We start from the raw sequence: 23,488 nt of genomic DNA on the forward strand, positions 1-23,488 counted from the left end.
TCAGTGAGGCCGGCGTCGCCCGCCGCGAAGACCCTGAACTGATCGCCGCACGGCTGCGTTGCTCCAGCAAAGGCTTTTGCTTTGCCCTGCGCGAAGACGGCGGCGAAGACATCTACATCCGCGATCACCAGCTCAACCACGCCTGGAATGGCGACCGAGTGCTGGTGAAGGTGACCCGCGAAGGCGGCCGTCGCCGCTCACCTGAGGGCGGGGTGCAGTGCGTTCTTGAGCGCCACACCACCTCGCTGCTGGCCCAGGTCGAGCAGCAGGATGAGCGTCTGGTGGCCACCCCCCTAGACGACCGCCTGCTTACGGCGGTGGAGCTGCCAGCCGGCGACGCCGCCCATCTCGATGGCGAACAGGCATCGGTGGTGGAAGTGCTGGTGGACCGCTATCCGGTGGGGCAATTTGCCCCTCAGGGTCACGTGGCGCGCAGCCTGCCTGTAAACGGGGGGGAAGCAGCCGACCTCGACCTGCTGCTGACCAAGCACCGGCTCCACAGCCGCCCCCAGCCACCCCGGGCAACCCTCAAAACCCTGGCCGCCAAGGAGCGCATCGACCTCACCGCCCAAGCCACCCTGCTGCTTGAACCATGGAGCGGCAAGGAAGCCCCCGCTCTGCCAGCCATGGGCATTGAGGAGCGCGACGGCGGCTGGACCCTGTGGGTGCACACCCCGGCCATCGCTGAGCGCTTCAGCGCCGGCAGCACCCTGGACACCTGGCTTCGCAACCAGGCTGACGCTTACTGCACCGGAAACCAGTGGCTACCGCTGCTGAGTCCAGCCCTGGCCAAGGCCAGTTCCTTCAAGGTCGGAGAGGTGCAGGAAGCCCTGTCGGTGGCCCTGGAGCTGGGCGCTGACGGCAGCCTTGAGCACTACCGCTTTAGCCGCAGCCAGATCAATCCCGTGGCGGCAGTCGGTTTGGAAGCACTAAATGCCCTGGCGGAGCGCAAACCCAAGAGCCGCACCGTGCCAGCGGCGCTCAAGGGGCTGAAGGAGCAGCTGGGCCTGCTGGAGCAGCTCATCGCTGTCACTGGCCTGCTGCGCCAAAGGCGGCAAGCGGCAGGATCCCTCGACCTCAACCTGCCCCTGCCCGCCATCGACAGCCTGGGAGATCTGGCTGTGCCCGGCCCCGACAGCGCCCTAGCTGGCTGGCTTGTGAGCCTGGAGCCCCACCATCCCCTGGCCCTGATGCGCGAAGCGGTGCTGCTAGCCGATCAGGCCCTAGGCCAGCACCTGGCAACTTTGGAACTGCCGGCGATATATGCCACCAATGCCCTGGCGGACCCCAGCGACCTCAACGACGTTGCCAGGGCTGCTCTGGCCCTCGACATCCCGCTGGAGCTGAGCGAAGAGGGCAATGCCAGTGCGGCTGAATTGGCCGCCGCCTTCGCTGGCACCGACCGCAGCCGGGCCCTGCAGCAGCAACTGCAGGCCATCCTCAAACCGATCCAGCTCAGCGCCAGCCCCGGACCCCATGCCCTAGCGGGCCTGCTGGAAGAGGGGGCAGCCCTAGCCCCCTGGTGCTGCCCAACCCTGCACTACGCCGACCTCTGGAACCAGCAACTGCTGGTGCTGCTGCTCACCGAGGGCAAGGACCGCCCCAGTGTGCGCCACAAAACCACCGTCGATCTGGCATCGGATGCCTGCCACGGCGCCATCGACTGGCCGCTGCTGGCCCCTAGCCAGCTCACTCCCTACCTGGAAGTTCAGGAGCATGGGCTGGTGCAGCGTCTCAATGGTCGGCGCCGCTTTTTATCTGAACTGCAGGCCGACCTGCTGGCCATGCTCCAGGCCCGCCAAGCCGAGCCCTTAGTGGGGCAGGTGCTTCCTGGGGTAATCAGCGGTGTGCAGAGCTACGGCTTCTTCGTGGAGGTGCCCCCTTCCCAGGTAGAAGGCCTGGTGCACGTCAGCTCCCTCAAGGACGACTGGTACGAGTACCGCTCCCGCCAAAACCGCCTGGTGGGACGCAAAAACCGTCGCACCTACATGCTGGGTGACCAGGTGCAGGTGGAGATCCAGAAGGTGGATGCCCTGCGCCACCAGATCGACCTGGCCGTGGTGCTGCCCGAGGGCTACGAGAGCGAGACGGCCGACTCCTATCCCCAAAACCAGGACCAAAACCAGGACCACGACGACATCGACCCCTTCGCGCCCATCGCGGTGCTGAGCGAGGTCTGAGCCATGGTTCGGCCATCCGGAACCAGCTCCGGAACGGGGCCGGTGGTGCTGGCCGTTTCTGGCGCCTCGGCCCAGCCCCTCGCCCAGCGGGCCCTGCAATTGCTGCTGGAGGCGGGAGAAGCGGTGGAGCTGGTCACCTCGCGCGGAGCCATTGGCGTCTGGCAGGCCGAACTGGGACTGAGGGTGCCCTCAGAACCTGATGCCCAGGAAGCCTTTTGGCGGGAACGCACCGCTGTAAGCACCGGGCAGCTGCGCTGCCACCGCTGGAACGACCAGGCCGCTGGCATTGCCAGTGGAAGCTTCAAAACCCGCGGCATGGTGATCCTGCCGGCCTCCATGGGCACCGTGGGGCGCATCGCTTCGGGGGTAGCCCTGGATCTGGTGGAGCGGGCCGCCGACGTTCACCTCAAGGAGGGGCGCCCCCTTGTGATCTGCCCGAGGGAAACCCCCTGGAGCCTGGTGCACCTCCGCAACCTCACGGCCTTGGCCGAGGCTGGTGCCCGCATCGCCCCGCCGGTGCCTGCCTGGTATCACCAACCCCAATCGATCGAAGACATGGTGGATTTTCTGGTGATCCGCGTCTTTGACGTGCTCGGCTACGAGCTCGGCAACCTGCGCCGTTGGCAGGGGCCGCCGCACCAGCCAGGATCCCCTGGGGCACCAGCCGCCAGGACGACTTCCCCCTAGGCCGCCCTCCTCACCCCAGTCGATCCCTTGGCCCTGCTGCAACGCCTGCTGCTGCTCCCCCTGCTGGCTCCCCTCCTGCTGGTGCTGCTGGTAGGCGCCCTAAACCCCCGACCCAGTGCGGCCCTGCGCCTGCTTGTTTGGACCAGCCCGGCCCTGCCAATCGGAGCCTGGATAGCCCTGGCCGCCAGCGCGGGAGCCGGGCTGAGCGCCGCCGGAGCCGCCCTAGCCCTGCGCACTGGGCCGCTCACCCTGCGCCGTCAAGTTGGCCGCGGCGCCAGTGCCCCCGAGGAGAACTGGAGGCAGCCGCAGCAGCAAAACCAAAGCGAGCCAGCAAGGCCAGCCCCTCGAGCCGCCGCCGGGCCGCCGAGACCCCCTGGCGAACCAGCCCCAACCGTTGCCGTGCCATTCAGGGTGATTCGCAAAGGCAGCAACCCAGCTCCAGCAGGCGAACCGGTGGTAGCCCAGGCCGCTGCCGTTGGTGATGGCTGGGACAGCCCCAGCAGTGACGACTGGTGAGCGAGCTGCCGGGCAACCCAGCGCCTGGCAACCTGCGTAAAGTCCAAGGACGATGCCGAAAGGGGCCTGCAACGGTGAGCGAATCCGCCCAGCCAGCTGCCAAAGATCAGCCCGCAAAGGCCAAACCGCCTGCAGTGGAAGACCAGCCGTTTGAAATCTTTGTGCCCCAGGTATTGATCCCGGCCCTGGCCAAGGAGATCCAGGGCTACGGAGGAGCTGCTGCCGAACTGGCCTTTGTGCAAGGAGCCATGCCCGTGGTGGGTTCGGAGTGTTGGATGGTTCAAGGGGAGCTGCCGGGTCGGCGTCGCTTCTGGCTGTGCTTCACCAAACCAGAGATCAGTTCAGCCAAAACGGTGGCTTTGGCAGAGGCAGGCGGCCAGCCAAGCCTGCTGGAGTCGTTTCTTATCGACGAGAAGAAGATGAGCCTGGCGCTGCTGGTATCGCGGCTGGTGCAGCGGCTCAACGGTCAGAAATGGCTCGGCCCGAACTGACGGCCACGCCCTCTACGATGCAGGAACTGCCGTAAGCCGCAAGCCTCGATGGTGCCTCCAGCCGCAACTGCCAGCGCTACCGCCAGCCCCAGTCAAGCCTCTGTTGGCTCGCCCGGTGCACCAGCCGTCAAAGATCCGGCCAAGGACACGATCCTGACGCCCCGCTTCTACACCACAGATTTCGACGCCATGGCGGCGATGGATCTGCGGCCAAATGAGGTGGAGCTTGAGGCCATATGCGAGGAGTTCCGCAAGGACTACAACCGCCACCACTTCGTGCGCAACGGCGAGTTTGAGGGGGCAGCCGAGAAGCTAGATCCTGATACCCGCAGGGTTTTCGTTGAGTTTCTTGAGCAGAGCTGCACCTCTGAATTTTCTGGCTTCCTGCTCTACAAGGAGCTCAGCCGCCGCATCAAAACCAAAAATCCGCTGCTTGCCGAGTGCTTTGCCCATATGGCGCGCGATGAGGCCCGCCATGCTGGCTTCCTCAATAAAGCCATGGGAGATTTTGGGCTGCAACTCGACTTGGGCTTCTTGACCGCCAGCAAGTCGTATACCTTCTTCAAGCCTAAATTCATCTTCTACGCCACCTACTTGAGCGAGAAGATTGGCTACTGGCGCTACATCGCCATCTATCGCCACCTAGAGCAAAATCCAGAAAGCAAGATCTTCCCGATCTTTAACTTCTTCGAGAATTGGTGCCAAGACGAGAACCGCCACGGCGATTTCTTTGATGCCTTGATGAAGGCTCAGCCAGACACCGTGCGGGGCTTCACCGCCAGGCTTTGGTGCCGCTTCTTCCTGCTGGCAGTGTTTGCCACCATGTATGTCCGAGATGTTGCTCGCAAAGAGTTCTACGAAGCCCTGGGCCTCGATGCTCGCGAATACGACAAGGTCGTGATTGCTAAAACCAACGAGACTTCCGCCAGGGTGTTCCCAGTTGTACTGAATGTTGACCATCCCAAGTTCTACACTCGCCTAGAGCGTCTGGTTAGCAACAACGCCAAGCTCAGCGAGGCCGACGCAAGCAGCGCTCCTGGAGCAATAAAAGTTTTGCGCAAACTGCCTTATTGGATCGCCAATGGCGCAGAAATGGCCAAGCTTTATTTCACCCCTGCTATCCGCAGCGAGCAATTCCAGCCCTCAGTTCGCTGAGCAAGTGCGCTGATTTTTTCTTGAAGCGCTGAGCATTCTGATAGGCCTGCCAGCCTTTGCCTGGCCTGCAGTTAAATCATTCCTTCGCTGAGTTCTTTTGGTTGCCTCCAAACCGGTTGTTCTCCAGTCGGCTGCAGCCCAGCCGGCAGTGGTAGCGGCAGATGCATTTGATCAAAGCTGGATGCTGCGGCTGGAGGCCTTACTGGCGAGCGGCAGGGCAGCAGGTGCCGATTTAGTTGAGATTTTCCTGGAGCGCACCGACCACCTCGGCGTCTTGGCTGAGCAGGACACCATCACCAGCGTCAGCCCCGCCTTCGGCATGGGCGCTGGTATCCGGGTGTTCCTGGGCGACCGCGATGGCTTTGTTAGCACCAACGACCTGAGTGATCGCGGCCTGATGCAGGCCCTTGAGCAAGCCCTCGGCATGCTCGGGCTGAGCCACAGCAGCAGCAACTCCAGCCCTTTCGAAGGTCTGGAGGTGATGCGCGATTTCGCCGCCGCCAAGCTGGACTGGCTTGATAGCTGCCCCTCCCTAGCTGAAGCCACCTTGAAGCTGCTGGAGGGCACCTGCCGCCTCGAGCACCACGGCAGCCACCTACAGGCCAGGCGCGGCAGCTACTCCCGCGACTGGCAGTCGGTGCTGGTTGCTGCCAGTGATGGCACCTTTGCCCGCGACATCCGCCTGCACCAGTCCCTCGGTTTAAACGTGCTTGCCGCCGACGGCGACCACCGCGCCGGCCTCGGCCGCCGCTACGGCACCTCTGATCGCCCCGATGACCTGCGCCAGTGGGACGCGGACGCCGCCGCCCAGGAGGTGTGCTCGAGTGTGGGCACCATGCTCTACGCCGATTACGTCGAAGCCGGTCAGATGCCTGCGGTGCTGGCCAACCGCTTCGGCGGCGTGATTTTTCATGAGGCCTGTGGCCACCTGCTGGAAACCACCCAGGTGGAGCGGGGCACCACCCCCTTTGCTGAGATGGTTGGCCAATCCATTGCCCACGAGGCCGTCACGGCCATCGATGAAGGCCTCAGCACCGGCGCCTTCGGCTCCCTTTCCATGGACGACGAAGGCATGGAGCCCCAGCGCACCGTGCTGATCGAAAACGGCGTTCTCAAGCGCTTCCTCAGCGATCGAGCCGGCGAGCTGCGCACCGGCCACAGCCGCACGGGCAGCGGCCGGCGCCAGGGCCATACCTTTGCTGCCGCCAGCCGCATGCGCAACACCTTCATCGCCGCCGGCCCACACACCCCCGAGCAGCTCATCGGCTCCGTCGACAAGGGGCTCTATTGCAAATCGATGGGCGGCGGCAGCGTCGGCCCCACCGGCCAGTTCAACTTCGCCGTGGAGGAGGGTTACTTGATTGAAAACGGCCAGCTCACCAAACCGGTAAAGGGGGCCACCCTGATTGGCGAAGCCAAGGAGGTGATGCCGCGCATTTCAATGTGCGCCAACGACCTGGAACTAGCAGCGGGCTTCTGTGGCTCCGTGAGCGGCAGCATCTTCGTGACCGTCGGCCAGCCCCACATCAAGGTGGATTCGATCACCGTGGGAGGACGCTGACCATGACCCAGCCCACCATCCAGACCCTGAACGCCGAGGCCCTCAGCGGCCGGCTGCGGCAACTCGCCCAGGGCGCTGGCATCCAGCAATGGGATCTTGGCGCCTCCTGCAGCACCGACACCTCCGTGCAGGTGGACCGCGGCGAAGCCAAACAGATGAAAGGGGCCCAACGCAGCGCCATCACCTTGCGGGTGTGGAACGGCGACGGCCTAGTTGGCATTACCAGCACCTCAGACCTCAGCGATTCCGGCCTGGCCCGGGCCCTGAGCGGCGCCCGCGACGCCAGCGCCTTTGGCAATGCGGAGGAAACCCCGGCGTTCTCGCCCCTGGCCACCGCACCCCTGGCCCCACTAGAACAACCTCTGCATCAACCCCAGCCGATCCTCAGCCTGCTGGACACCCTTAAGCAGGCCGAAAGGCAACTGCTTGATCGCCACGTGGCCATCGGCACCGTGCCTTACAACGGCCTGGCCCAGCGCAGTAGCGAGCGTCTCTACCTCAACAGCGCGGGGGCCTGTCGCCACCAAACCCTGACCACCGCCAGCCTCTACCTCTACGCCAGAGCAGAGGAAGCCGGTCGCAAACCGCGCAGTTCAGGCGCCGTGCGCCTGGCCTACGGCACCGCCGAGCTCGACATCGCCGGCTGCATTGAAGAGGCCGCCGAGCGAACGATCGCCCATCTTGACTACGCACCAATCGAAACCGGCTACTACACCTGTGTTTTCAGCCCGGAAGCCTTCCTCGACCTGATCGGCGCCTTCAGCAGCCTGTTCAATGCCCGAGCCGTGCTCGATGGGGTGAGCCTCAGCCACCGCGACTCCCTCGGCGACAGCGTGGCTGTGCCCTTTCTGAGCATCCGCGATAACGGCCTGCACCCCGGCAATGTGGGCGCCTCTGCCTTTGATGGCGAGGGCACCCCCACCGCGCCCCTGGATCTAGTGGCTGGCGGCGTGCTGAAAAACTTCCTGCACTCGGAAGCCACGGCCCGAGCATTTGGGGTGGCGCCCACCGGCCATGCCGGCATGGGAGCAAAGGTGTCGGTGGGGGCCGATTGGTTCGAGATTGGCGTTACCCCAGGCAGCGGCGGCGGCCAGCAGGGGCTAGACCGCTTAAACCATTCTGGCCCCGTTGTGGTGATCGACTCCCTATCAGCTCTGCATGCTGGAGTTAAAGCCAGCCAGGGTTCCTTCTCCTTGCCTTTTGACGGCTGGTTAGTTGAGGGTGGTGTCAGCCGCTCGATCGAAGCCGCCACCGTCGCCGGCGACATCCGCACCGTGATGAAAGCGATCGTCGGCTTTGAAGGCCTGGCCAAGATCACCCCAGATGGCCTCTGCCCTTACGTCTGGGTGGAAGGGCTCTCGATCACCGGCGAGGCCTGATCATCTGTCCTTGAAGATCCTGTTTTGGGGCACCCCCGCCTACGCCGTGCCCAGCCTTGATGCGCTGGTGGTGGCAGGGCACGAGCTGGTGGGGGTGGTTACCCAGCCCGATCGGCGGCGGGGCCGGGGCAAGGATTTACTGCCAAGTCCTGTCAAGGCCCGGGCACTGGAGCTAGGCCTGCCGATATTCACGCCGGAGCGGATCCGCCGCGAGCCCGAGCTCCAGGCCAGGCTTGGCGCCCTCGGCGCCGATGTGTCCGTTGTGGTGGCATTTGGCCAGATCCTGCCGCCTGAGGTGCTTGCCCAGCCCCCCCTGGGGTGCTGGAACGCCCACGGCTCCCTACTGCCCCGCTGGCGTGGCGCCGGACCGATCCAGTGGTGCCTGCTGCAGGGCGACAGCAGCACTGGCGTAGGAATTATGGCCATGGAGGAAGGCCTCGATACCGGGCCGGTGCTGCTGGAGCGCTCTATTTCCATTGGCCTGCTGGAGAACGCCCAGCAGTTGGGGCAGCGGCTGGCCCAGCTCAGCGCCGAGCTGCTGGTAGAGGCCCTGCCGAGCATAGAAACCGCTGGAACGGGACCAGAAGCCGAACGGCTAGCCCGGCTAGGGGTTCGTGTCCAGGGAGAAGTGGGCCTCAGCTACGCCCGGATGCTCACCAAAGACGACTTGGTAGTCGACTGGAACCAGTCGGCTCTGGAAATTCATCGTCGGATCATGGGCCTGTATCCCGGCGCGGTCACCCAGTGGCAGGGCAAGCGGCTGAAACTTCTAGCCACCGAACCTCTGGTCGCCAGGCTCGCTTCTCAACTGAGTCCAGAAGCCCGCTGCTTACTGGCAGAGCCAGCAGTATTTTCGAAAGGATTGTTGTCGAAAGGATTGTTGTCGGCAACAGCCGCACCCGGAACCGTGCTGGCGGTTGCTGCCGATGCGGGACTCGTGGTTGGCACTGCTGGCTGCCCATTGCTGGTAAGAGAAGCCCAACTGGAGGGCAAGTCACCTGCCCAAGGCCAGAGCTTGCTGCAACAACTCGGCTGCAGCGCAGGTGATCAACTTGGGGGCGCCTAGAGCCAACTTAAGTTCTGTGTTGTTAGGGCTCCCTCACTTTTCGGCGCCAGTAACCGCAGCTAGAGAGGAAGGAGACCTTGCTCGGGAACCATGGGAAACGAACTGTCCTACGTCGGTGAAACCGGCAATGGTTGTCTGATCTACAGGGAAACGACAGGACGCTACGTGGTCAGCCACGAGCAACAGCCCCACAGGCGACGCCGGGTTGCAACCCTGGCCAGCGCCTATGCCACCTGTCACGGTTTTGAAATGGGGCGGCAAAAAAGTGGGGTCCTAGCGGCCCAGGCAGCTGGTTGATCCTCAAGGCTCGCCCGCAGCTCGGGGAGCGGCAACTGCCTTGCGGTGGATGGCGTGCAGCCCCTCAAGTTGATTGTGCACAGACAACAGCTGGTCGCGGATGTGCTGGCTGTTGTCGATGCGCCCCAGGGCCAGCAGCATCGACTCAATCTGAACCTTGCAGTCGATCAGGACGCGGCATTCAGGCGATCCGGGCTCGTAGGGCATAGCGGGATTCATCAACGTCCCTATCCGAGCGGAGACCACCCTTAGCCGGTGTGTCGATTGCTGCCGTTAGGGCTATATCAACGCCCAGAGCTGTAGCGACCCCGGCGGCCACCGTCGCCGCTGCCGCTGCCGCTGCGGGAGGCTCCGGCTGGGGGTCCACCGCGGCGAGCACCAGCTCCCCTGCCCTTACCCCGACCCCCGCTGAGATCCAGGGGTGGAGCAGAGAGCACCTTGGGCTCAAAACCCGGCACCTCCTGCCGTGGCAGACGGGTGCCGATCATGCGCTCAATGGCCCGCAGTAGCTCACTTTCCTCAGCTGCCACCAGGGAAATTGCGTGGCCGTTGTGGCCGGCCCGGCCGGTGCGGCCGATCCGGTGTACGTAGTCCTCGGCCTGGTTCGGCAGGTCCAGGTTGACCACGTGGGGCAGCTGGTGAATGTCAATGCCGCGGGCAGCCAGGTCTGTTGCCACCAGCACCCGCAAAGAACCAGCCTTGAAGTCGGCCAAGGCTCGAGTTCGAGCTCCCTGACTCTTGTTGCCATGGATAGCCGAAGCCGACATCCCCTCGCGGGTGAGTCGCTCGGCCATACGGTTGGCGCCGTGCTTGGTGCGTGAAAACACCAGGACCTGCTGCCAGTTGTTGCTGCTGATCAAGTGGCTGAGCAGATCACCCTTGCGATCCATGTCGCAGGGATGGAGCAGGTGCTCCACCGTGGGAGCGGTGCGGTTTTCGGGAGTGGCCTGGAGCTGCACGGGGTTGTGCAGCAGGCCGGTGGCAAGGCGGCGAATATCCCCAGAGAAGGTGGCTGAGAACAGCAGGTTTTGACGCTTGGGCGGCAGCAGGGCCAGGATTTTCTGGATATCGCGGATGAAGCCCATATCCAGCATCCGGTCGGCCTCATCGAGCACCAGGATCTCGACCCGGTCGAGCCGCAGGGCTTTCTGCTGATAAAGGTCCATCAGCCGGCCCGGGGTGGCTACCAGCACGTCAGTGCCGCGCTGCAACCTGGAAATCTGGGGATTCACCTTGACCCCGCCGAACACCACGTCGCTGCGCAGATCGAGGTAGCGGCCGTAGGCCCGCACGCTTTCGCCAACTTGGGCAGCCAGCTCGCGGGTGGGGGTGAGCACCAGGGAGCGCACAATGCCGGCGCGGGCGGGGGGGCCGTGGCGCAGCCGCTCCAGCATCGGCAGGGTGAAACCGGCGGTCTTGCCCGTGCCGGTCTGGGCCGCCGCCATCACGTCGTGACCCGCCAGCACCGCCGGGATGCACTGGCCCTGGATCGGTGAGGGCTTGGTGTAACCCTTTTCGGTTACCGCCTTCAAGATCGGCTCACCCAGCCCAAACGATGCAAAGTCGAGCAGCTCGGGAGCATCGCTGCTGAGTGCAGCAGCGTCCACCGCCGCCGGACTGGAATCGGCAACCTCTGTGCCGGATCGTGGAGAGGGCTGACGGATTGCAGGTGCTGCGTGATCCCCCACCCTAGGGACCAGCGAAGTGGCTGCAGCGCTCGCATGGGCCATCGGGAAGCACGGCACAGCGCAGCAGCGGGCTGCGGGCGTTGAAACGGCAATCGGGGTTCCCGATCACCCACTGGTTTTGCCACCAGCGGGCATCGGTGGGCTGGCGCTGGGGCTTCACCTGCAGAGCCACACTGGCAAGTTCGTAGCAGCCATTGCGCAATTGATAGCGGTGGCGCCGCTGCAGCACCAGAAAACTGCGGCCGCCAACCTCAAGCCAACGGCCCGGATGGGGCACCTCAGCCAGCTCTGGCACCTCAAGCCAATCGAGCAGGCGATCGCTGCCGATCTGGCGCAGCTCCACCCTCATGGCTCCACCCTCATGGCTCCAGTGGTTTTGGCGCCAGAGGCAGGCGCACCGAAAAGCCCCAAGTAAACAAGGCAGCCACCAGCAGTAGCAGCAGCCACTCCGGCGGCACCACCTGGGGCAGGCCCAGGCGCAGCAGCAGCTTCATACCCACCAGACCGACCGCCAGGTAGCCGGCCGTTTCCAGATGCTTGTAGACCTCAAGCCAACGAATAAATAGCTCTGCGGTGAGTCGCAGGGCGATAACGCCGATCACCCCACCGGCCATCACCAGCCACAGCCGATCACTCACCGCCACCGCTGCGGCAACGCTGTCAAGCGAAAAAGCCAGATCGGTAAGGGCCAGGGTGGCCACAATTGAGCCAAGCCCGGCGTGGTGCAGCGAGCCGGGCTTGGCTCCTGCAGTGGCTGCACCATCAGCAGCACTTGCCGCGCCGGCCCCCTCTTCGGGCTCAGACCAAACCAGCAGCAGGTGGCGCCCGCAAAGCCACAGCAAATAGGCCGCCGCCGCCAGTTGCAGCGGCCAGAAATTGAGCACCCAGCGGGCAGCCACGATCAAACCAAGCCGAAACACCAGGGCCAAGGCCAGGCCGAGGTTGAGGGCCTGGCGCTGACGGGCCGGATCCTCCAGGCCCCGGGCGATCGCCGCCAGGGCAATCGCGTTGTCAGCGGAGAGCACCGCCTCTAGGGCCACCAACAGGGGCAGCAACAACAGCACCTCACGCCACTGGTCTGCCTGGTTCAGCAGGGGGGTGAGGGATTGGATCGACTCCGCTTCCACGGGCTGCAGCGGGTCAAGATGGGATCCACTCTAGAAAGCTGGGTTGGAGCATCCGTTAGGCGAACTGCAGTTCAACGTCCAGCTGCTCCATGCCGAACCAGGCAGCCGAGTGGTACTGGTGCAAATAAGCCGTGCTGGCCAGGTAATCGACGCGGCCCTGGGCGAAGCAGCAACCGCCGAGGCTGCAGAAGACCGCGCCCGCCAACGCCTGGGTGAACACCTTCCAGTGGCCGCGACCCCTACTGCAAGCGCACCCACTGCGAGCGCACCCACGCCAGTCCGCATTAGTAGTACTCCCCCCCAGGTTCAGCCCAAACCCCAAGCCGAGCGCCCAGCGGCGCCAAGCCCCCCTCCGGCCCAGGCGATCGAAGAACCGCCGGCCGACCCGGAGGATTGGAGCAGCGAGTTGGCCAGACTGGATTTACAGCTGCAGCGGCTCGGCTGGAATCGCGAACAGGAGGCCGTCTATCTCGAGCGGGTATTCGGCCACCCCAACCGCAACCGACTCACCAGCTATGGCGACCTGCTGGCCTACCTACAGGCCCTAGAAGGCTTTGCAGATGGCAGCGAACCCGCCAGCGCACCACCCCCCTTACGGCGCAAGGAGCTGCTCAGCCAGTGTGAGGAGCTGCTTAGCCAGTTGCAGTGGGATCCGAGCCAGGGTCGTGCCTTCCTTGAGGAACACTTTGCTTTAGCCAGCCGCCAACTACTTAGCGACAGCCAACTACTGCAATTTAATATGTTGCTGGAAAGTGAGTGGCTCTCCCGAAGCTCTCCCGCAAATTTAGGGAACTAAAACCTCAGCTGGCTGGGGAAAGGGGGCTGGGTGGCCAAACAGGAAGCCCTGCCCTTTTAAGCAGCCCATCGCCAGTAGGGCTTCTGCCTGGGCTTCAAGCTCAACCCCTTCGGCGATCACGTCCAAACCAAGATCAAGAGACAGCCTGATCATCGAGTCCACCACCACCCTGCGACGAGGATCGTTCAGCAGACCAGCCGTAAAACTACGATCGATCTTGATTGCATCAATGGGCAGTTGGGATAGCCAGGACATACTCGAATAACCAGTACCAAAGTCATCTAGATATACTCTACAACCCGCTGCACGCAGGGTGCTTAGCTCGTTAATTGCGGTGCGAGGACGATCTATCAACACGGATTCGGTGACCTCCACAGCCAAGCGCGCGAGATCAATCTCATAGCGCTCTGCGATGGCAATCATCCGCCCAGCAAGACCCTCCCGGCAGACTTGCAGCGGACTTATATTGATCGCAATTACAAGATCAGGCGCTATATTCTTTGTCAATTTCAGCACCGCCAAGCAACGGCGCAAAACAAGATCACCCATTTGATCAATCAAGCCCACAGACTCGGCAACCGGAATAAATTCGATTGGCGACATCCAGGCACCCTCACAATCCCGAATACGGACGAGCGCCTCGAAGCCAATCGAATCCCGGCTCTTTAGATCAACAATAGGCTGAAAATCAACCTTAAGCAGATCGCTATCAATTGCAGACTGCAACTGGCGCTTAACCAAAACACCCCGCCTGACCTGAGTATCAATCACGTTGTCATATATGGTGACTGAGCGCTCATCGCTACCCTTAGCCGCATACATCGCCAGATCAGCACGGCGCAATAACTCATCTACAGTGACCTCAGGATCATCAGTAGAGGCAATACCCACAGACATGCTGGGTGAAATCGAATAATCCTGTGAAATCCAGGGCTTGGAAACCAGAGCCTGCAAGCGTTCCGCCAGCCGTACTGCTGCCATTGGCGTGGGCACATCAGGGCTCAACACCACGAATTCATCCCCCCCCAGCCTGGCAAGCACATCCTCAGGACGAAGGGTGGATTGAAGCCGTTTACCCAACTCAATCAACAACTCATCACCAACTTGATGGCCGTAGGAATCATTTACTTCCTTAAAACGATTTAGATCGCAAAACAGCAGTGTGACTAAGCCAGGCTTACGACGTAGCTGCTGCAAGGCTATTGCAATCCGAGCGCGCAGGCCTCGACGATTGGGCAAGCCAGTCACGGGGCACTTCATCACCTTGGCCGCCAGAGCCAGCTGCTTCGACTGCAGATCTATATACTTTTTACTGGTTGACAACCATTTTTCTTCGATCTGCTGGCTTTTCTGCTGCAGCTCATCGAATGAGATCCGAGCACTCACATCCCGAAAGGAGAACATCAATGGATTTGGCACCTCCGTGACTACGGGACGCCATTCGATTTCCAGAGCATGCACCGGATCGTCACTGAGAATCACAGTGACAAAAACAGTCTCCAGCAATCCCCCCCGGGTCTGCTCAATGGTAAGGATTGGTTCACCAACAATATTTAGTGGCAGAATCCCGTGCAGATCCTCTCCGAGAATCTCAAGCCTGGACTTACCTATAAATTTATCAAAAGAGGCGTTTGTCCACAGCACTTGGCCGATCGCATTGACCAGAACGAGTCCTTCACGTATCTGGCCAAGGGCAGAATCAAGCCGCCCCAAGGTGCGGCGCAACTCAACGACCAGTGTCGTTTCGTCATTTGGAGTGGAGGCTTCAGGCATCAGTCTCCATACAGCCTGGCAAGGGGGTGAGGGTGGCCCCGAAAACCCAGCCAGCCTCGCGCTTTTCTCCCAAAATGAAATGCTCAGACACCACCTCACTACCGTCGGCGCAGACGGTTTTTAGACGCAACGGGTGCGCAAGAATGGTGGACTGCTCCGTGGCCTGGAAGCGGGAAAAGCCCAACTGGTGAGACATCTGAAAAGCACCCGGCAAGATCAGGCTCAGGGGTTGGCCGCGCAACTGATCTTCAGTCCAGCCATAGGTCTGCTCGAAAGCCTTGTTAATCGAAACCACTTGGCCTAGGGAATCAGCCAATACAAAGGGCCTATCTCCGTTCTGCAAGGATTCAATAGTGGGTTGAACAGAGGCCGCAGTGCTCTCTGGCTGGGACTGTTCAGTAGCCAAAATTTACTCGATCTCTTGTTGAGATTATATGGTCCCCATTGAAAACTTTTGCGCAAACGGGCCAACCCAACCGTTTAGGTGCCGCAATGGCGGCGCACCAACTGGGCCCCCAAGTTCAAGCGGGTTTGATTGGCATAGGCCTCCCGCTCCAATTGCCGCTCCTGCTCCGATGCCTGGCTGTAGACGGATTCATTGAGCACACCATTCAGGTGATCGGGCAAGGCTGAGGGCAGACCCAGGGGCCGGGGGCGGGAACGTAATCCCCGGTTGCTGCAGCTCTGGGCAACGTGAATCGCCTCATGGTTGAGCACCCGGGCAAATTCCACAGTGCCCTTAGCCACCACCCGGGGCTGAATGCGCAGGGTGCGTGCTGCCGGGTCCCATTCCCCCGCCGCCCCAGGCTTGCGGGGCATAGCCAGCTCCAGACGCACCCCGGCTTTGGCCAGCACCATGAGCAGCTCACCGATCGCCAGGCGCTCGGCCCCAAAGCTGGGCGGGTTGGCTATTAGAGCCCGAAGCTCCGCCACAGACAGCCTGGGTTCGTTGGTCCGGCGGAGGTAGTGGTAGCGCACCGCTCCACTGGGCAGGGTTTCAGCCCGCGGCAGCCACTGACGATCAGCTGTTGCCAGTTGCTGCAGCAAAGCCGCCTCCTTTTTAGGCAGCAGACCTGCCGCCTGGGCCGTTGGGCGCGCAGGCTCGCTTGCCAAGCAAGCCCCCAGCAGAGCCAGCAAGCCTCCCAGCGCCAACACAGCTGGCGCCTTAGCCAGCCGGTTAGTAGGGAACAGCCTCTTGGTGTTGAACAGCCTCTTGGTGTTGAACAGCCTCTTGGTGTTGCACAGCCGGTTGGTCTTGGACAGACAGTGAAGTCGAAGCAGAAGTTGGCGGCAACCAACACCATTTTGATGCCAGTTGCGAAGATCGGAGCCTTCTGAGATTCCCTGACCCCATGCCCCTCACCGCCCTGGTGCGCCAGCTGCAGCAGGTGCCCCTCACCGGCGAGGTTTTGCTGCGTCTGCAGCGGGCCGACCGCCTGCGGCTCAGTGGGGCGGGGCGCAGTGCGCGGGCCCTGGTGAGCAGCGCCCTGGCCGGGGCTGCCGAGGCGCCCTTGCTTGTTCTGGTTCCGACCCTGGAGGAAGCGGGCCGCTGGGCAGCGCTGCTGGAGCTGATGGGGTGGAACAGCTGCCAGCTCTACCCCACCAGCGAGGGCAGCCCCTACGAGCCCTTTGACCCCACCAGCGAAATCACCTGGGGCCAGTTGCAGGTGCTCAGCGAACTGCTGGATGCCCCCCGCCGCCTGGCAATCGTGGCAACGGAAAGGGCCCTGCAGCCGCACCTGCCGCCTCCCGAAACGCTGCGGGATCAATGCCTGAGCCTGCGTAAGGGCGACACGATCGACCTTGAACAGCTCGCCACCACCCTCAGCCGGCTGGGCTACGAACGGGTGCCCACCATCGAGCAGGAGGGCAGCTGGAGCCGGCGCGGCGACATCGTTGATGTGTTTCCAGTGAGTGCCGAGCTGCCCGTGCGGCTGGAGCTGTTTGGCGAAGAACTGGAGAAACTGCGGGAATTCGATCCCGCCTCCCAGCGCTCCCTAGACGCCATCGAGGTGGTGCGACTCACACCCACCGGCTACGGCCCCCTGATCGCCGATGCCCTGCGCGAGTCGATGCCAGATGGGCTCGAGCAAATGCTCAGCCCTGAGGCCCTCGAGCAGCTACTCGAAGGGGGCACCCCGGAGGGCATGCGGCGGCTGATGGGCCTGGCTTGGCAGCAGCCGGCCTCCCTACTGGATTATTTGCCGGCCCACACCCTGATCGCGATCGATGAGCGGCGCCACTGCCTCTCCCATGGCCAGCAGTGGTTTGACCATGCCTGCGACCACTACGCCGACGTGGTGAAGGAGCTGGAACTAGATGCCAGCGCGGCGCCAACCACCCTGCCGCCGCTCCTGCATCGCCCCGCGGCAGACGCCCTGGAGCAGGCGGAGGTTTTTGCGGGTTTCGATCTGGCGGAGCTGCACGAAACCGACCAGCACCCCAACAGCTTTGACCTGGCCTCCCGCTCGGTGCCGGCCTACCCCAACGCCTTCGGCAAGCTGGCCGGCCTGGTGAAGGGCTTTGTGGCCGAGAAAGCCACGGTCTGGCTGCTATCGGCCCAGCCCTCTCGGGCGGTAGCCCTGCTGGAGGAACACGACTGCGTCACCCGCTTCGTGCCCAATCCGGCCGACTTTCCGGCCATCGACCGACTGGTGGAGCAGGCCACGCCGGTGGCCCTGAAAACCAAGGGCACGGCCGAGCTCGAAGGGCTGCAGCTACCGGCCTGGCGGCTGGTGCTGATCACCGACCGGGAGTTTTTTGGCCAGCACGCCCTGGCCGCCAGCGGCTACGTGCGCCGGCGCCGCAAGGCTGCTAGCCGCACCGTGGATCCGGGCAAGATGCAGCCGGGCGATTTCGTGGTGCATCGCAACCACGGCGTCGGCAAGTTTCTGAAGCTGGAAAAGCTGGCAATCGGCGGCGAATCCCGCGACTACCTGGTGGTGCAATACGCCGACGGCCTATTGCGGGTTGCCGCCGACCAGCTGGGCAGCCTCGGCCGGTACCGCGCCAGCACCGATGCGCCTCCAGAACTCAACCGCATGGGCGGCACGGCCTGGGCCAAGGCCAAGGAGCGCGCCAAAAAGGCCGTGCGCAAGGTGGCGGTGGATCTGGTCAAGCTCTACGCCGAGCGCCACCAGGCACCGGGCTTCGCCTTCCCCGCAGACGGCCCCTGGCAGCACGAACTCGAAGACTCCTTCCCCTACGAGCCCACCCCCGACCAGGTGAAGGCCATCGCCGATGTCAAGCGGGATATGGAGCAGCCCCAGCCGATGGACCGGCTGGTGTGCGGCGACGTGGGCTTCGGCAAAACCGAGGTGGCGATCCGGGCCATCTTCAAGGCGGTCACGGCGGGCAAGCAGGTGGCGATGCTGGCCCCCACCACGGTGCTGGCGCAGCAGCACTGGCGCTCCCTTTCGGAGCGCTTTGCGCCCTACCCGATGAAGGTGAGCCTGCTAAATCGCTTCCGCACAACCGCCGAACGCAAAACAATCCTGGAAGGATTGGGCCAAGGCACGGTCGATGTGGTGGTGGGCACCCACCAGCTGCTCTCCAAAAGCACTGGCTTCAAGCAGCTGGGTCTGCTGGTGGTGGATGAGGAGCAGCGCTTTGGCGTCAACCAGAAAGAAAAGATCAAGGCGCTGAGAAAAGACGTAGACGTGCTGACCCTTTCAGCCACGCCGATCCCCCGCACCCTCTACATGAGCCTTTCCGGTGTGCGGGAGATGAGCCTGATCACCACACCACCACCGCTGCGCCGGCCAATCAAGACCCACCTGGCCGCCCTCGACGAGGAGGCGGTGCGCAGCGCCATCCGCCAGGAGCTCGACCGCGGCGGCCAGATCTTTTACGTGGTGCCGAGGGTGGAGGGTATCGAAGACGTGGCCTCCGGCCTGCGGCTAATGATCCCGGGCCTGCGGCTGCTGGTCGCCCACGGCCAGATGGCCGAAGGCGAGCTGGAGAGCGCCATGGTGGCGTTCAACGCCGGCGAAGCAGACCTGATGCTCTGCACCACGATCGTGGAGAGCGGCCTTGACATCCCCCGGGTGAACACGATCCTGATCGAGGACGCCCACAAGTTCGGCCTAGCCCAGCTTTATCAACTGCGAGGACGGGTGGGCCGCAGCGGTATCCAGGCCCATGCCTGGCTGTTTTATCCCGGCAATGCCTCCCTGAGCGAAGCGGCACGGCAACGGCTGCGGGCGATTCAGGAATTCGCCCAGCTGGGATCCGGCTACCAGCTGGCCATGCGCGATATGGAGATCCGTGGCGTCGGCAACCTGCTGGGGGTGGAGCAGAGCGGCCAGATGGAAACCATCGGCTTCGACCTTTATATGGAGATGCTGCAGGAGTCGCTGGCTGAAATCCAAGGCCAGGACATCCCAGTGGTGGAAGACACCCAGATCGACCTGCCTGTGACCGCCTTCATCCCAGGTGATTGGATCACGGAAAACGACGAGAAGATCGCCGCCTACCGGGCCGCCGCCGAGTGCGGCGGCAAGGAGGAGTTGCTGGAGCTGGCCACCGGCTGGGTGGATCGCTATGGCGCCATTCCGGCGCCGGTGATCTCGCTGTTGCAGCTGATGGAGCTGAAGCTGGTGGCCAAGCGCTGCGGCTTCTCCCGCATCAAGCCGGAAAAACCCAACATCGCCCTGGAAACCCCCATGGAGGAGCCCGCCTTCCGCCTACTGCGCCAAGGCCTGCCCCAGCACCTCCATGGCCGCCTGGTGTTTCAGCCCGGATCGGGCGCCACTGCCAAGGTGCTGGCCCGGGGCCTGGGGGTGCTGCCTGCTGAGAAGCAGCTCGAGGAGCTGATGGGCTGGCTCAACCAAATGGCGGAGCAGATCCCAGGCAGCGATGGCCTCACCGAAGCCCAGCGGCGCGAGCAGCTCAAGGCCCGCAACGAAGAGGTGCTGGCGGTGTAGACGCCGCAAGCGAGCCGGCCTTGGGCCCAAGGACCCCTTAATCCGACCAGGTCCCGCAAAAATCCGTTACATTCATGAGAAGTTGTGTAACGGCGATCCATGGGCGAAGTGATCGGAGCGGGTTCAGGCCTAGGTGGCGGGTTCAGTCTCGTTTCTGGAGTGGTGAGCCTCCTGGCGATCGGCATGTACGCCCTGCTTCAACCTGGTCCCGGCAACAACAACGATGACGACGATTCCGGCCCAGGCGGTGGACTGATGCAGCCGGTAGCCTGATTTCGGCTAGTTATGCGCTTGAAATCAAGCGGAGTTCAAAGCTTTTCAGGTTCTTCAGCAGCCCGGAGTTCGGCCTGATAGCCAGCCGGCACCACAACCAGAAAAAGCATCCACCAAGCCAGCACCCCTATGGCTATAGGCGCGGTGATCCACCAGCGCTGAACTAGCAACCAGCTCCCTGCCACCACAACTGCACCGGTGAGCATGATGCTCCAGGGCTGGCACCACCAGGGCTTCATCTCCCAAATAGATGCAGGGTGGTTCATTTGGGCTGGGGTCGAATCAAGCGGCACAGCCACCAAATTTCCATATGAATACGCCATCCTCGCCGCTTACTGCCCAGATGCGGCGTGAAATCTTGCTCACCCACAACTCGGGCGATTGGCATGGCTGCTTCATTTGCTGTGATTGCCATGGCCTGGAGCGGGAGCGCTTCAAAAGCCAGCTTTCAGTGCAAGACCAGGGCGGCAAAGTAGTGGCGGCGTTGACCAACATCAGCACTGGCCAGGTGCGCTCAATGGATTTTGATGAGCCTCCGGCGGAAATGCAAATCAGCCCAGAGGGGCACTGGAGCCTGGGCCCCGATCGCATCGGTGCCTGGCCCTGGGTGAGCGAGCTCTGCTTGGTGTGGGGCGAGCGCCGCCGCCGCGCCGTGATTCGTCATGGCAGCGAACGGCTCGAATCGCTGGTGGTTGTAAGCGAGGCGAGGTCAGGGTTGGAGGAACCATTACCTCCCGCGCCGCTGCAGGCCCTAGCTAGCCCGGCCCCCACTGGCCCAGGCTTGATCTGGAGCCTGCCGGCAGCGTTAGGCATAACCCTCCAAACGGCGGATCGCCGGCAGTCTGGAGTGTCAGAAGAAGTAGGCCTGTGCTGGGAGGCCGAACCGGGTATTCACCTGGAAATTCGCAGGCGCTACAGCGCCTACGGCGCGCTGGAGTCCTGAGGGGCCACGGCCGCCGGCACATTGGCGCTGCGTGGGTTGTAGGCCTTCTCCACGCTGTTTGCATTGCGAAGCCGTTTGACCAGCGTGGATTCCGCCACCCGGTATTGGCTGTCCTTCTTGGTGCCGAGATCCTCGAGCTTGAGGCGCTGGGCCTCGAGCTCAGTCATTTTTGCCGTCACATCAGGGTCGATGCCGTGCTTGTGGATGTCGCGGCCACTGGGGGTGAGGTATTTGGCGATGGTCACGGTCATCCCGGAGCCATCAGATAGCCCCCGCACCGACTGCACCAAGCCCTTACCGAAGGTTTTCTGGCCCACCAGCACCGCCCGGTTGTTGTCCTGCAGGGCGCCGGAGAGAATTTCGCTGGCGCTAGCTGAACCCTCATTGACCAGCACCACCATGGGCTTGGTGGTGAGGGCACGGCCGTTGGCGCGCTTGACATCCTGGATGCCATCACGGGTTTTGGTGGAAACGATCGTGCCTTCGTTTAGCCACTGGCGAGCAATCTCCACGCTTGCCATCAGCAGGCCGCCTGGGTTGCTGCGCAGATCGAGCACATAACCTTGGGCCCCCTTTTCTTCGAGGTCCTTAACCGCCTGGCGCATGTCCTTGGTGGCGGTGGCATTGAATTGCTTGAGGCGGATATAACCCACCTTGACGCCATCAGCACTGGTGTTGATCTGGTGGTCGACGGCATGGAGCTCAATGCGCTCCCGAGTAAGGGGCAACTCCAGGGTCTGAGCCTTGCGCTTGAGGGTGAGGGTCACCGTGGTGCCCGCCTGACCACGGATCAGCTTGACGGCATCCTCAGTACTCATGCCCTTGGTCGACTTGCCGTCGATCGCCACAATCACATCCTTGGGCTGAACGCCAGCTCGCGAAGCGGGCGAACCTTCAATCGGTGAAACCACCACCAGATTTTTTGTTTCCTTATCCAGGCTCAGCTGGATTCCCACCCCGGAGAGTTCTCCGGAGGTGTCGATCTGCATCTCCTTGAATTCCCGTGGATCGAGAAAACGGGTGTAAGGGTCATCAAGGCTGCCGAGCATGCCCCGGATCGCTTCATAGGCCTCCTTAGAGCTGCCGTAACTCTTGGCTAGCACGTCGCGTCGCAGGCTGCGCCATTGCTCTGGCTTGTACTTGCCGTTGATATCCAGATAGTCGCGGAAGACTATCTGCCAGGTCTGGTCGATTACTTCCTTGGGGCTGTCGCTGATGCGGGATGAGCCCCCGGGAGGGGTCACCACTTCCCTAGCCACTACCGCCGTGGCCGCACAAGCGCCTATGCCAACCAGCACAAACATGCTGGCGCGGGGGCTGGCCATCTGGAAGAGCCGTCAGGGCCCGGGAAACGTCTTCTCAAGCTAGCGCCGTTATCCAACCCCAACCGGGGCGGGTTACCGGAAGTGAGCAGGCGCTCAGGGATCAACCCAGCGACCGTCCTCCTTGATCAGGGCGATCAGGGCTGCCACTCCCTCAGCCTCCGGCACCCGCCGGATCTCGTCGCGGCCCCGATACAGAGAGATGGTGCCGGGGATTTTACCCACATAACCGTAGTCGGCGTCGGCCATTTCGCCCGGACCATTAACGATGCAACCCATCACGGCGATATCGAGGCCAGTGAGATGGGCGGTGGCGTTGCGCACCTGATGCAGCACCTCCTCCAAGTTGAACAGGGTGCGGCCGCAACTGGGGCAGGCCACGTATTCCACCATCGTCTTGCGCAGCCCCAAGGCTTGCAAGATCGAGTAGCAAACAGGAATTTCCTTCTCGGGGGCCTCAGTGAGTGACACCCGGATCGTGTCGCCTAGACCCTCAGCCAGCAAGGGCGCAATGCCGGCGGTACTTTTAATTCGCCCATAGTCGCCATCGCCTGCCTCGGTGACTCCCAAATGCAGGGGGTAGGGGAAGCCCTCCGCATCCATGCGGTCGGCCATCATTCGGTAGGCGGCCATCATCACCGGAGCCCGCGAGGCCTTCATTGAAACCACGATGTTGTGGAAGTCGAGCCGGTCGCAGATGCGGATGAATTCCATGGCGCTCTCCACCATGCCCAGGGGCGTGTCGCCGTAGCTGAACAACATCCGCTCAGCCAGGGAGCCATGGTTGACACCGATGCGCAGGGCCTTGTCCTCCTGCTTGAGCAATTGAACCAACGGTTCAAATGTTTCGGCGATGCGCTCACCGATAGCACATACCTCCTCGGGGCTGAATTCGGTGCGATTTGGGTCGGGCTTGTCGAACACAAACAGACCCGGGTTGATCCGCACCTTGTCGACGTGCTGGGCAACCTCCAGGGCAATCTTCATGCCGTTGTGGTGCACGTCGGCCACCAGTGGCACCGGCTGATAGGTGTCTTCCAATCGCTGGCGAATTTCTTTTACCGCCTTGGCGTGGGCCAGGGAAGGCACCGTAAGTCGCACGATTTCGCAACCGACCTCATGAAGCCGCCGGATACCGGCCGTAGCCCCTTCGATATCAAGGGTGTCCTCGTTGATCATCGACTGCACCGCCACCGGGTGGTCGCTACCGATCCAGATGTCTCCCACCCGCACGCTGCGGGTCTGGCGCCGGTGAATCAAGGTGTCGTAGCGAGCCGGGGTGTCGTAGGAAGCCGGGGTGCCGGTCATG

Annotated in this window: 23 protein-coding genes; 13 read left to right on the forward strand and 10 right to left on the reverse strand. The window is 62.9% G+C overall.

Features of this window, described 5'->3' with window-relative positions:
• From KBY99_RS05670 to KBY99_RS05710, 9 genes are all read left to right on the forward strand, one after another.
• Window positions 1–2,180: RNB domain-containing ribonuclease (locus KBY99_RS05670; RefSeq protein ID WP_254997907.1), on the forward strand; the 2,180-nt coding region annotated here is incomplete at its 5' end.
• Between the two features lie 3 nt (window positions 2,181–2,183).
• Entirely contained in the window at window positions 2,184–2,867 is a 684-nt protein-coding gene (locus KBY99_RS05675; protein ID WP_254997908.1) for a flavin prenyltransferase UbiX, read from the forward strand.
• 27 nt (window positions 2,868–2,894) lie between these two features.
• Window positions 2,895–3,383, forward strand: coding sequence for a hypothetical protein (locus KBY99_RS05680; RefSeq protein ID WP_254997910.1), 489 nt, complete (start codon window positions 2,895–2,897; stop codon window positions 3,381–3,383).
• A gap of 74 nt (window positions 3,384–3,457) precedes the next feature.
• Window positions 3,458–3,874 carry a DUF2996 domain-containing protein gene (locus tag KBY99_RS05685; protein ID WP_254997912.1) on the forward strand — a complete coding sequence of 139 codons (417 nt, stop codon included), beginning with the start codon at window positions 3,458–3,460 and terminating at the stop codon, window positions 3,872–3,874.
• Between the two features lie 48 nt (window positions 3,875–3,922).
• Window positions 3,923–5,029 carry a magnesium-protoporphyrin IX monomethyl ester (oxidative) cyclase gene (gene acsF, locus KBY99_RS05690; protein WP_254997915.1) on the forward strand — a complete coding sequence of 369 codons (1,107 nt, stop codon included), beginning with the start codon at window positions 3,923–3,925 and terminating at the stop codon, window positions 5,027–5,029.
• A 181-nt stretch (window positions 5,030–5,210) separates the two neighbouring features.
• The gene (locus tag KBY99_RS05695) at window positions 5,211–6,590 is read left to right on the forward strand and encodes a TldD/PmbA family protein (RefSeq protein ID WP_254998172.1); all 1,380 of its coding nucleotides are present in this window, start codon (window positions 5,211–5,213) and stop codon (window positions 6,588–6,590) included.
• Window positions 6,591–6,592: 2 nt separating this feature from the next.
• The gene (locus KBY99_RS05700) at window positions 6,593–7,969 is read left to right on the forward strand and encodes a TldD/PmbA family protein (protein WP_254997916.1); all 1,377 of its coding nucleotides are present in this window, start codon (window positions 6,593–6,595) and stop codon (window positions 7,967–7,969) included.
• A 10-nt stretch (window positions 7,970–7,979) separates the two neighbouring features.
• Entirely contained in the window at window positions 7,980–9,035 is a 1,056-nt protein-coding gene (gene fmt / locus KBY99_RS05705; RefSeq protein ID WP_254997918.1) for a methionyl-tRNA formyltransferase, read from the forward strand.
• 90 nt (window positions 9,036–9,125) lie between these two features.
• On the forward strand, window positions 9,126–9,332 hold the full coding sequence (locus KBY99_RS05710; RefSeq protein WP_254997919.1) for a hypothetical protein: 207 nt from the start codon (window positions 9,126–9,128) through the stop codon (window positions 9,330–9,332).
• Between the two features lie 3 nt (window positions 9,333–9,335).
• Here KBY99_RS05710 and KBY99_RS05715 read toward each other — a convergent pair whose 3' ends face one another.
• The 4 genes from KBY99_RS05715 to KBY99_RS05730 form a co-directional block, all read right to left on the reverse strand.
• Window positions 9,336–9,551 (reverse strand): hypothetical protein, encoded by a 216-nt coding sequence (locus KBY99_RS05715; protein ID WP_409996536.1) that lies wholly within the window; start codon window positions 9,549–9,551, stop codon window positions 9,336–9,338.
• A 65-nt stretch (window positions 9,552–9,616) separates the two neighbouring features.
• Window positions 9,617–10,879, reverse strand: coding sequence for a DEAD/DEAH box helicase (locus KBY99_RS05720; RefSeq protein WP_254998176.1), 1,263 nt, complete (start codon window positions 10,877–10,879; stop codon window positions 9,617–9,619).
• Window positions 10,880–11,021: 142 nt separating this feature from the next.
• Complete coding sequence (locus tag KBY99_RS05725; protein WP_254997920.1) at window positions 11,022–11,369, reverse strand: DUF6464 family protein; 348 nt, start codon at window positions 11,367–11,369, stop codon at window positions 11,022–11,024.
• 10 nt (window positions 11,370–11,379) lie between these two features.
• A complete protein-coding gene (locus KBY99_RS05730; RefSeq protein ID WP_254997921.1) occupies window positions 11,380–12,147 on the reverse strand; it encodes a TerC family protein in 768 nt (255 codons plus the stop codon).
• Between the two features lie 43 nt (window positions 12,148–12,190).
• Here KBY99_RS05730 and KBY99_RS05735 point away from each other — a divergent pair, with 43 nt between their 5' ends.
• Window positions 12,191–12,943, forward strand: a complete 753-nt coding sequence (locus tag KBY99_RS05735; RefSeq protein ID WP_254997923.1) for a hypothetical protein — start codon at window positions 12,191–12,193, stop codon at window positions 12,941–12,943.
• Here KBY99_RS05735 and KBY99_RS05740 read toward each other — a convergent pair.
• From KBY99_RS05740 to KBY99_RS05750, 3 genes are all read right to left on the reverse strand, one after another.
• On the reverse strand, window positions 12,932–14,716 hold the full coding sequence (locus KBY99_RS05740) for a sensor domain-containing phosphodiesterase (RefSeq protein ID WP_254997925.1): 1,785 nt from the start codon (window positions 14,714–14,716) through the stop codon (window positions 12,932–12,934). The two genes, KBY99_RS05735 and KBY99_RS05740, sit on opposite strands and share 12 nt — an antisense overlap.
• Window positions 14,709–15,122, reverse strand: a complete 414-nt coding sequence (locus KBY99_RS05745; protein WP_315857964.1) for a PAS domain S-box protein — start codon at window positions 15,120–15,122, stop codon at window positions 14,709–14,711. Before KBY99_RS05745 ends, KBY99_RS05740 begins: the two co-directional genes overlap by 8 nt.
• Window positions 15,123–15,196: 74 nt before the next feature.
• Window positions 15,197–15,829, reverse strand: coding sequence for a hypothetical protein (locus tag KBY99_RS05750; protein WP_254997926.1), 633 nt, complete (start codon window positions 15,827–15,829; stop codon window positions 15,197–15,199).
• A 239-nt stretch (window positions 15,830–16,068) separates the two neighbouring features.
• On the opposite strand from KBY99_RS05750, the gene mfd reads away from it, so the two are divergent.
• Complete coding sequence (gene mfd, locus KBY99_RS05755) at window positions 16,069–19,641, forward strand: transcription-repair coupling factor (RefSeq protein WP_254997928.1); 3,573 nt, start codon at window positions 16,069–16,071, stop codon at window positions 19,639–19,641.
• Window positions 19,642–19,740: 99 nt separating this feature from the next.
• On the forward strand, window positions 19,741–19,914 hold the full coding sequence (locus KBY99_RS05760; RefSeq protein ID WP_193486056.1) for a hypothetical protein: 174 nt from the start codon (window positions 19,741–19,743) through the stop codon (window positions 19,912–19,914).
• A gap of 35 nt (window positions 19,915–19,949) precedes the next feature.
• On the opposite strand, the gene KBY99_RS05765 is transcribed toward KBY99_RS05760, so the two are convergent.
• The gene (locus KBY99_RS05765; protein ID WP_315857965.1) at window positions 19,950–20,237 is read right to left on the reverse strand and encodes a DUF6737 family protein; all 288 of its coding nucleotides are present in this window, start codon (window positions 20,235–20,237) and stop codon (window positions 19,950–19,952) included.
• Here KBY99_RS05765 and KBY99_RS05770 point away from each other — a divergent pair.
• Window positions 20,225–20,857: a DUF3598 family protein gene (locus KBY99_RS05770; RefSeq protein ID WP_254997930.1), complete on the forward strand. Its 633-nt coding sequence runs from the start codon at window positions 20,225–20,227 to the stop codon at window positions 20,855–20,857. The genes KBY99_RS05765 and KBY99_RS05770 overlap by 13 nt on opposite strands.
• Here the strand turns inward: KBY99_RS05770 and KBY99_RS05775 are convergent.
• The gene (locus tag KBY99_RS05775; RefSeq protein WP_254997932.1) at window positions 20,836–22,182 is read right to left on the reverse strand and encodes a S41 family peptidase; all 1,347 of its coding nucleotides are present in this window, start codon (window positions 22,180–22,182) and stop codon (window positions 20,836–20,838) included. The two genes, KBY99_RS05770 and KBY99_RS05775, sit on opposite strands and share 22 nt — an antisense overlap.
• Before the next feature lie 93 nt (window positions 22,183–22,275).
• Window positions 22,276–23,487 carry a (E)-4-hydroxy-3-methylbut-2-enyl-diphosphate synthase gene (gene ispG, locus KBY99_RS05780; protein WP_254997934.1) on the reverse strand — a complete coding sequence of 404 codons (1,212 nt, stop codon included), beginning with the start codon at window positions 23,485–23,487 and terminating at the stop codon, window positions 22,276–22,278.
• Window position 23,488: the final 1 nt, after the last annotated feature.

The organism is Cyanobium sp. Maggiore-St4-Cus (assembly GCF_024345615.1).
GTDB lineage: Bacteria > Cyanobacteriota > Cyanobacteriia > PCC-6307 > Cyanobiaceae > Cyanobium_A > Cyanobium_A usitatum.

What these genes read in the sequence shown, in the direction of transcription:
- KBY99_RS05725 (WP_254997920.1), bottom strand. Translation starts at nt 11,369, where the DNA reads ATGAGGGTGGAGCTGCGCCAGATCGGCAGCGATCGCCTGCTCGATTGG.
- KBY99_RS05675 (WP_254997908.1), top strand. Translation starts at nt 2,184, where the DNA reads ATGGTTCGGCCATCCGGAACCAGCTCCGGAACGGGGCCGGTGGTGCTG.
- KBY99_RS05740 (WP_254997925.1), bottom strand. Translation starts at nt 14,716, where the DNA reads ATGCCTGAAGCCTCCACTCCAAATGACGAAACGACACTGGTCGTTGAG.
- KBY99_RS05710 (WP_254997919.1), top strand. Translation starts at nt 9,126, where the DNA reads ATGGGAAACGAACTGTCCTACGTCGGTGAAACCGGCAATGGTTGTCTG.
- mfd (WP_254997928.1), top strand. Translation starts at nt 16,069, where the DNA reads ATGCCCCTCACCGCCCTGGTGCGCCAGCTGCAGCAGGTGCCCCTCACC.
- acsF (WP_254997915.1), top strand. Translation starts at nt 3,923, where the DNA reads ATGGTGCCTCCAGCCGCAACTGCCAGCGCTACCGCCAGCCCCAGTCAA.
- KBY99_RS05695 (WP_254998172.1), top strand. Translation starts at nt 5,211, where the DNA reads ATGCTGCGGCTGGAGGCCTTACTGGCGAGCGGCAGGGCAGCAGGTGCC.
- KBY99_RS05700 (WP_254997916.1), top strand. Translation starts at nt 6,593, where the DNA reads ATGACCCAGCCCACCATCCAGACCCTGAACGCCGAGGCCCTCAGCGGC.
- KBY99_RS05760 (WP_193486056.1), top strand. Translation starts at nt 19,741, where the DNA reads ATGGGCGAAGTGATCGGAGCGGGTTCAGGCCTAGGTGGCGGGTTCAGT.
- ispG (WP_254997934.1), bottom strand. Translation starts at nt 23,487, where the DNA reads ATGACCGGCACCCCGGCTTCCTACGACACCCCGGCTCGCTACGACACC.
- KBY99_RS05775 (WP_254997932.1), bottom strand. Translation starts at nt 22,182, where the DNA reads ATGGCCAGCCCCCGCGCCAGCATGTTTGTGCTGGTTGGCATAGGCGCT.
- KBY99_RS05770 (WP_254997930.1), top strand. Translation starts at nt 20,225, where the DNA reads ATGAATACGCCATCCTCGCCGCTTACTGCCCAGATGCGGCGTGAAATC.
- KBY99_RS05715 (WP_409996536.1), bottom strand. Translation starts at nt 9,551, where the DNA reads ATGAATCCCGCTATGCCCTACGAGCCCGGATCGCCTGAATGCCGCGTC.
- KBY99_RS05765 (WP_315857965.1), bottom strand. Translation starts at nt 20,237, where the DNA reads ATGGCGTATTCATATGGAAATTTGGTGGCTGTGCCGCTTGATTCGACC.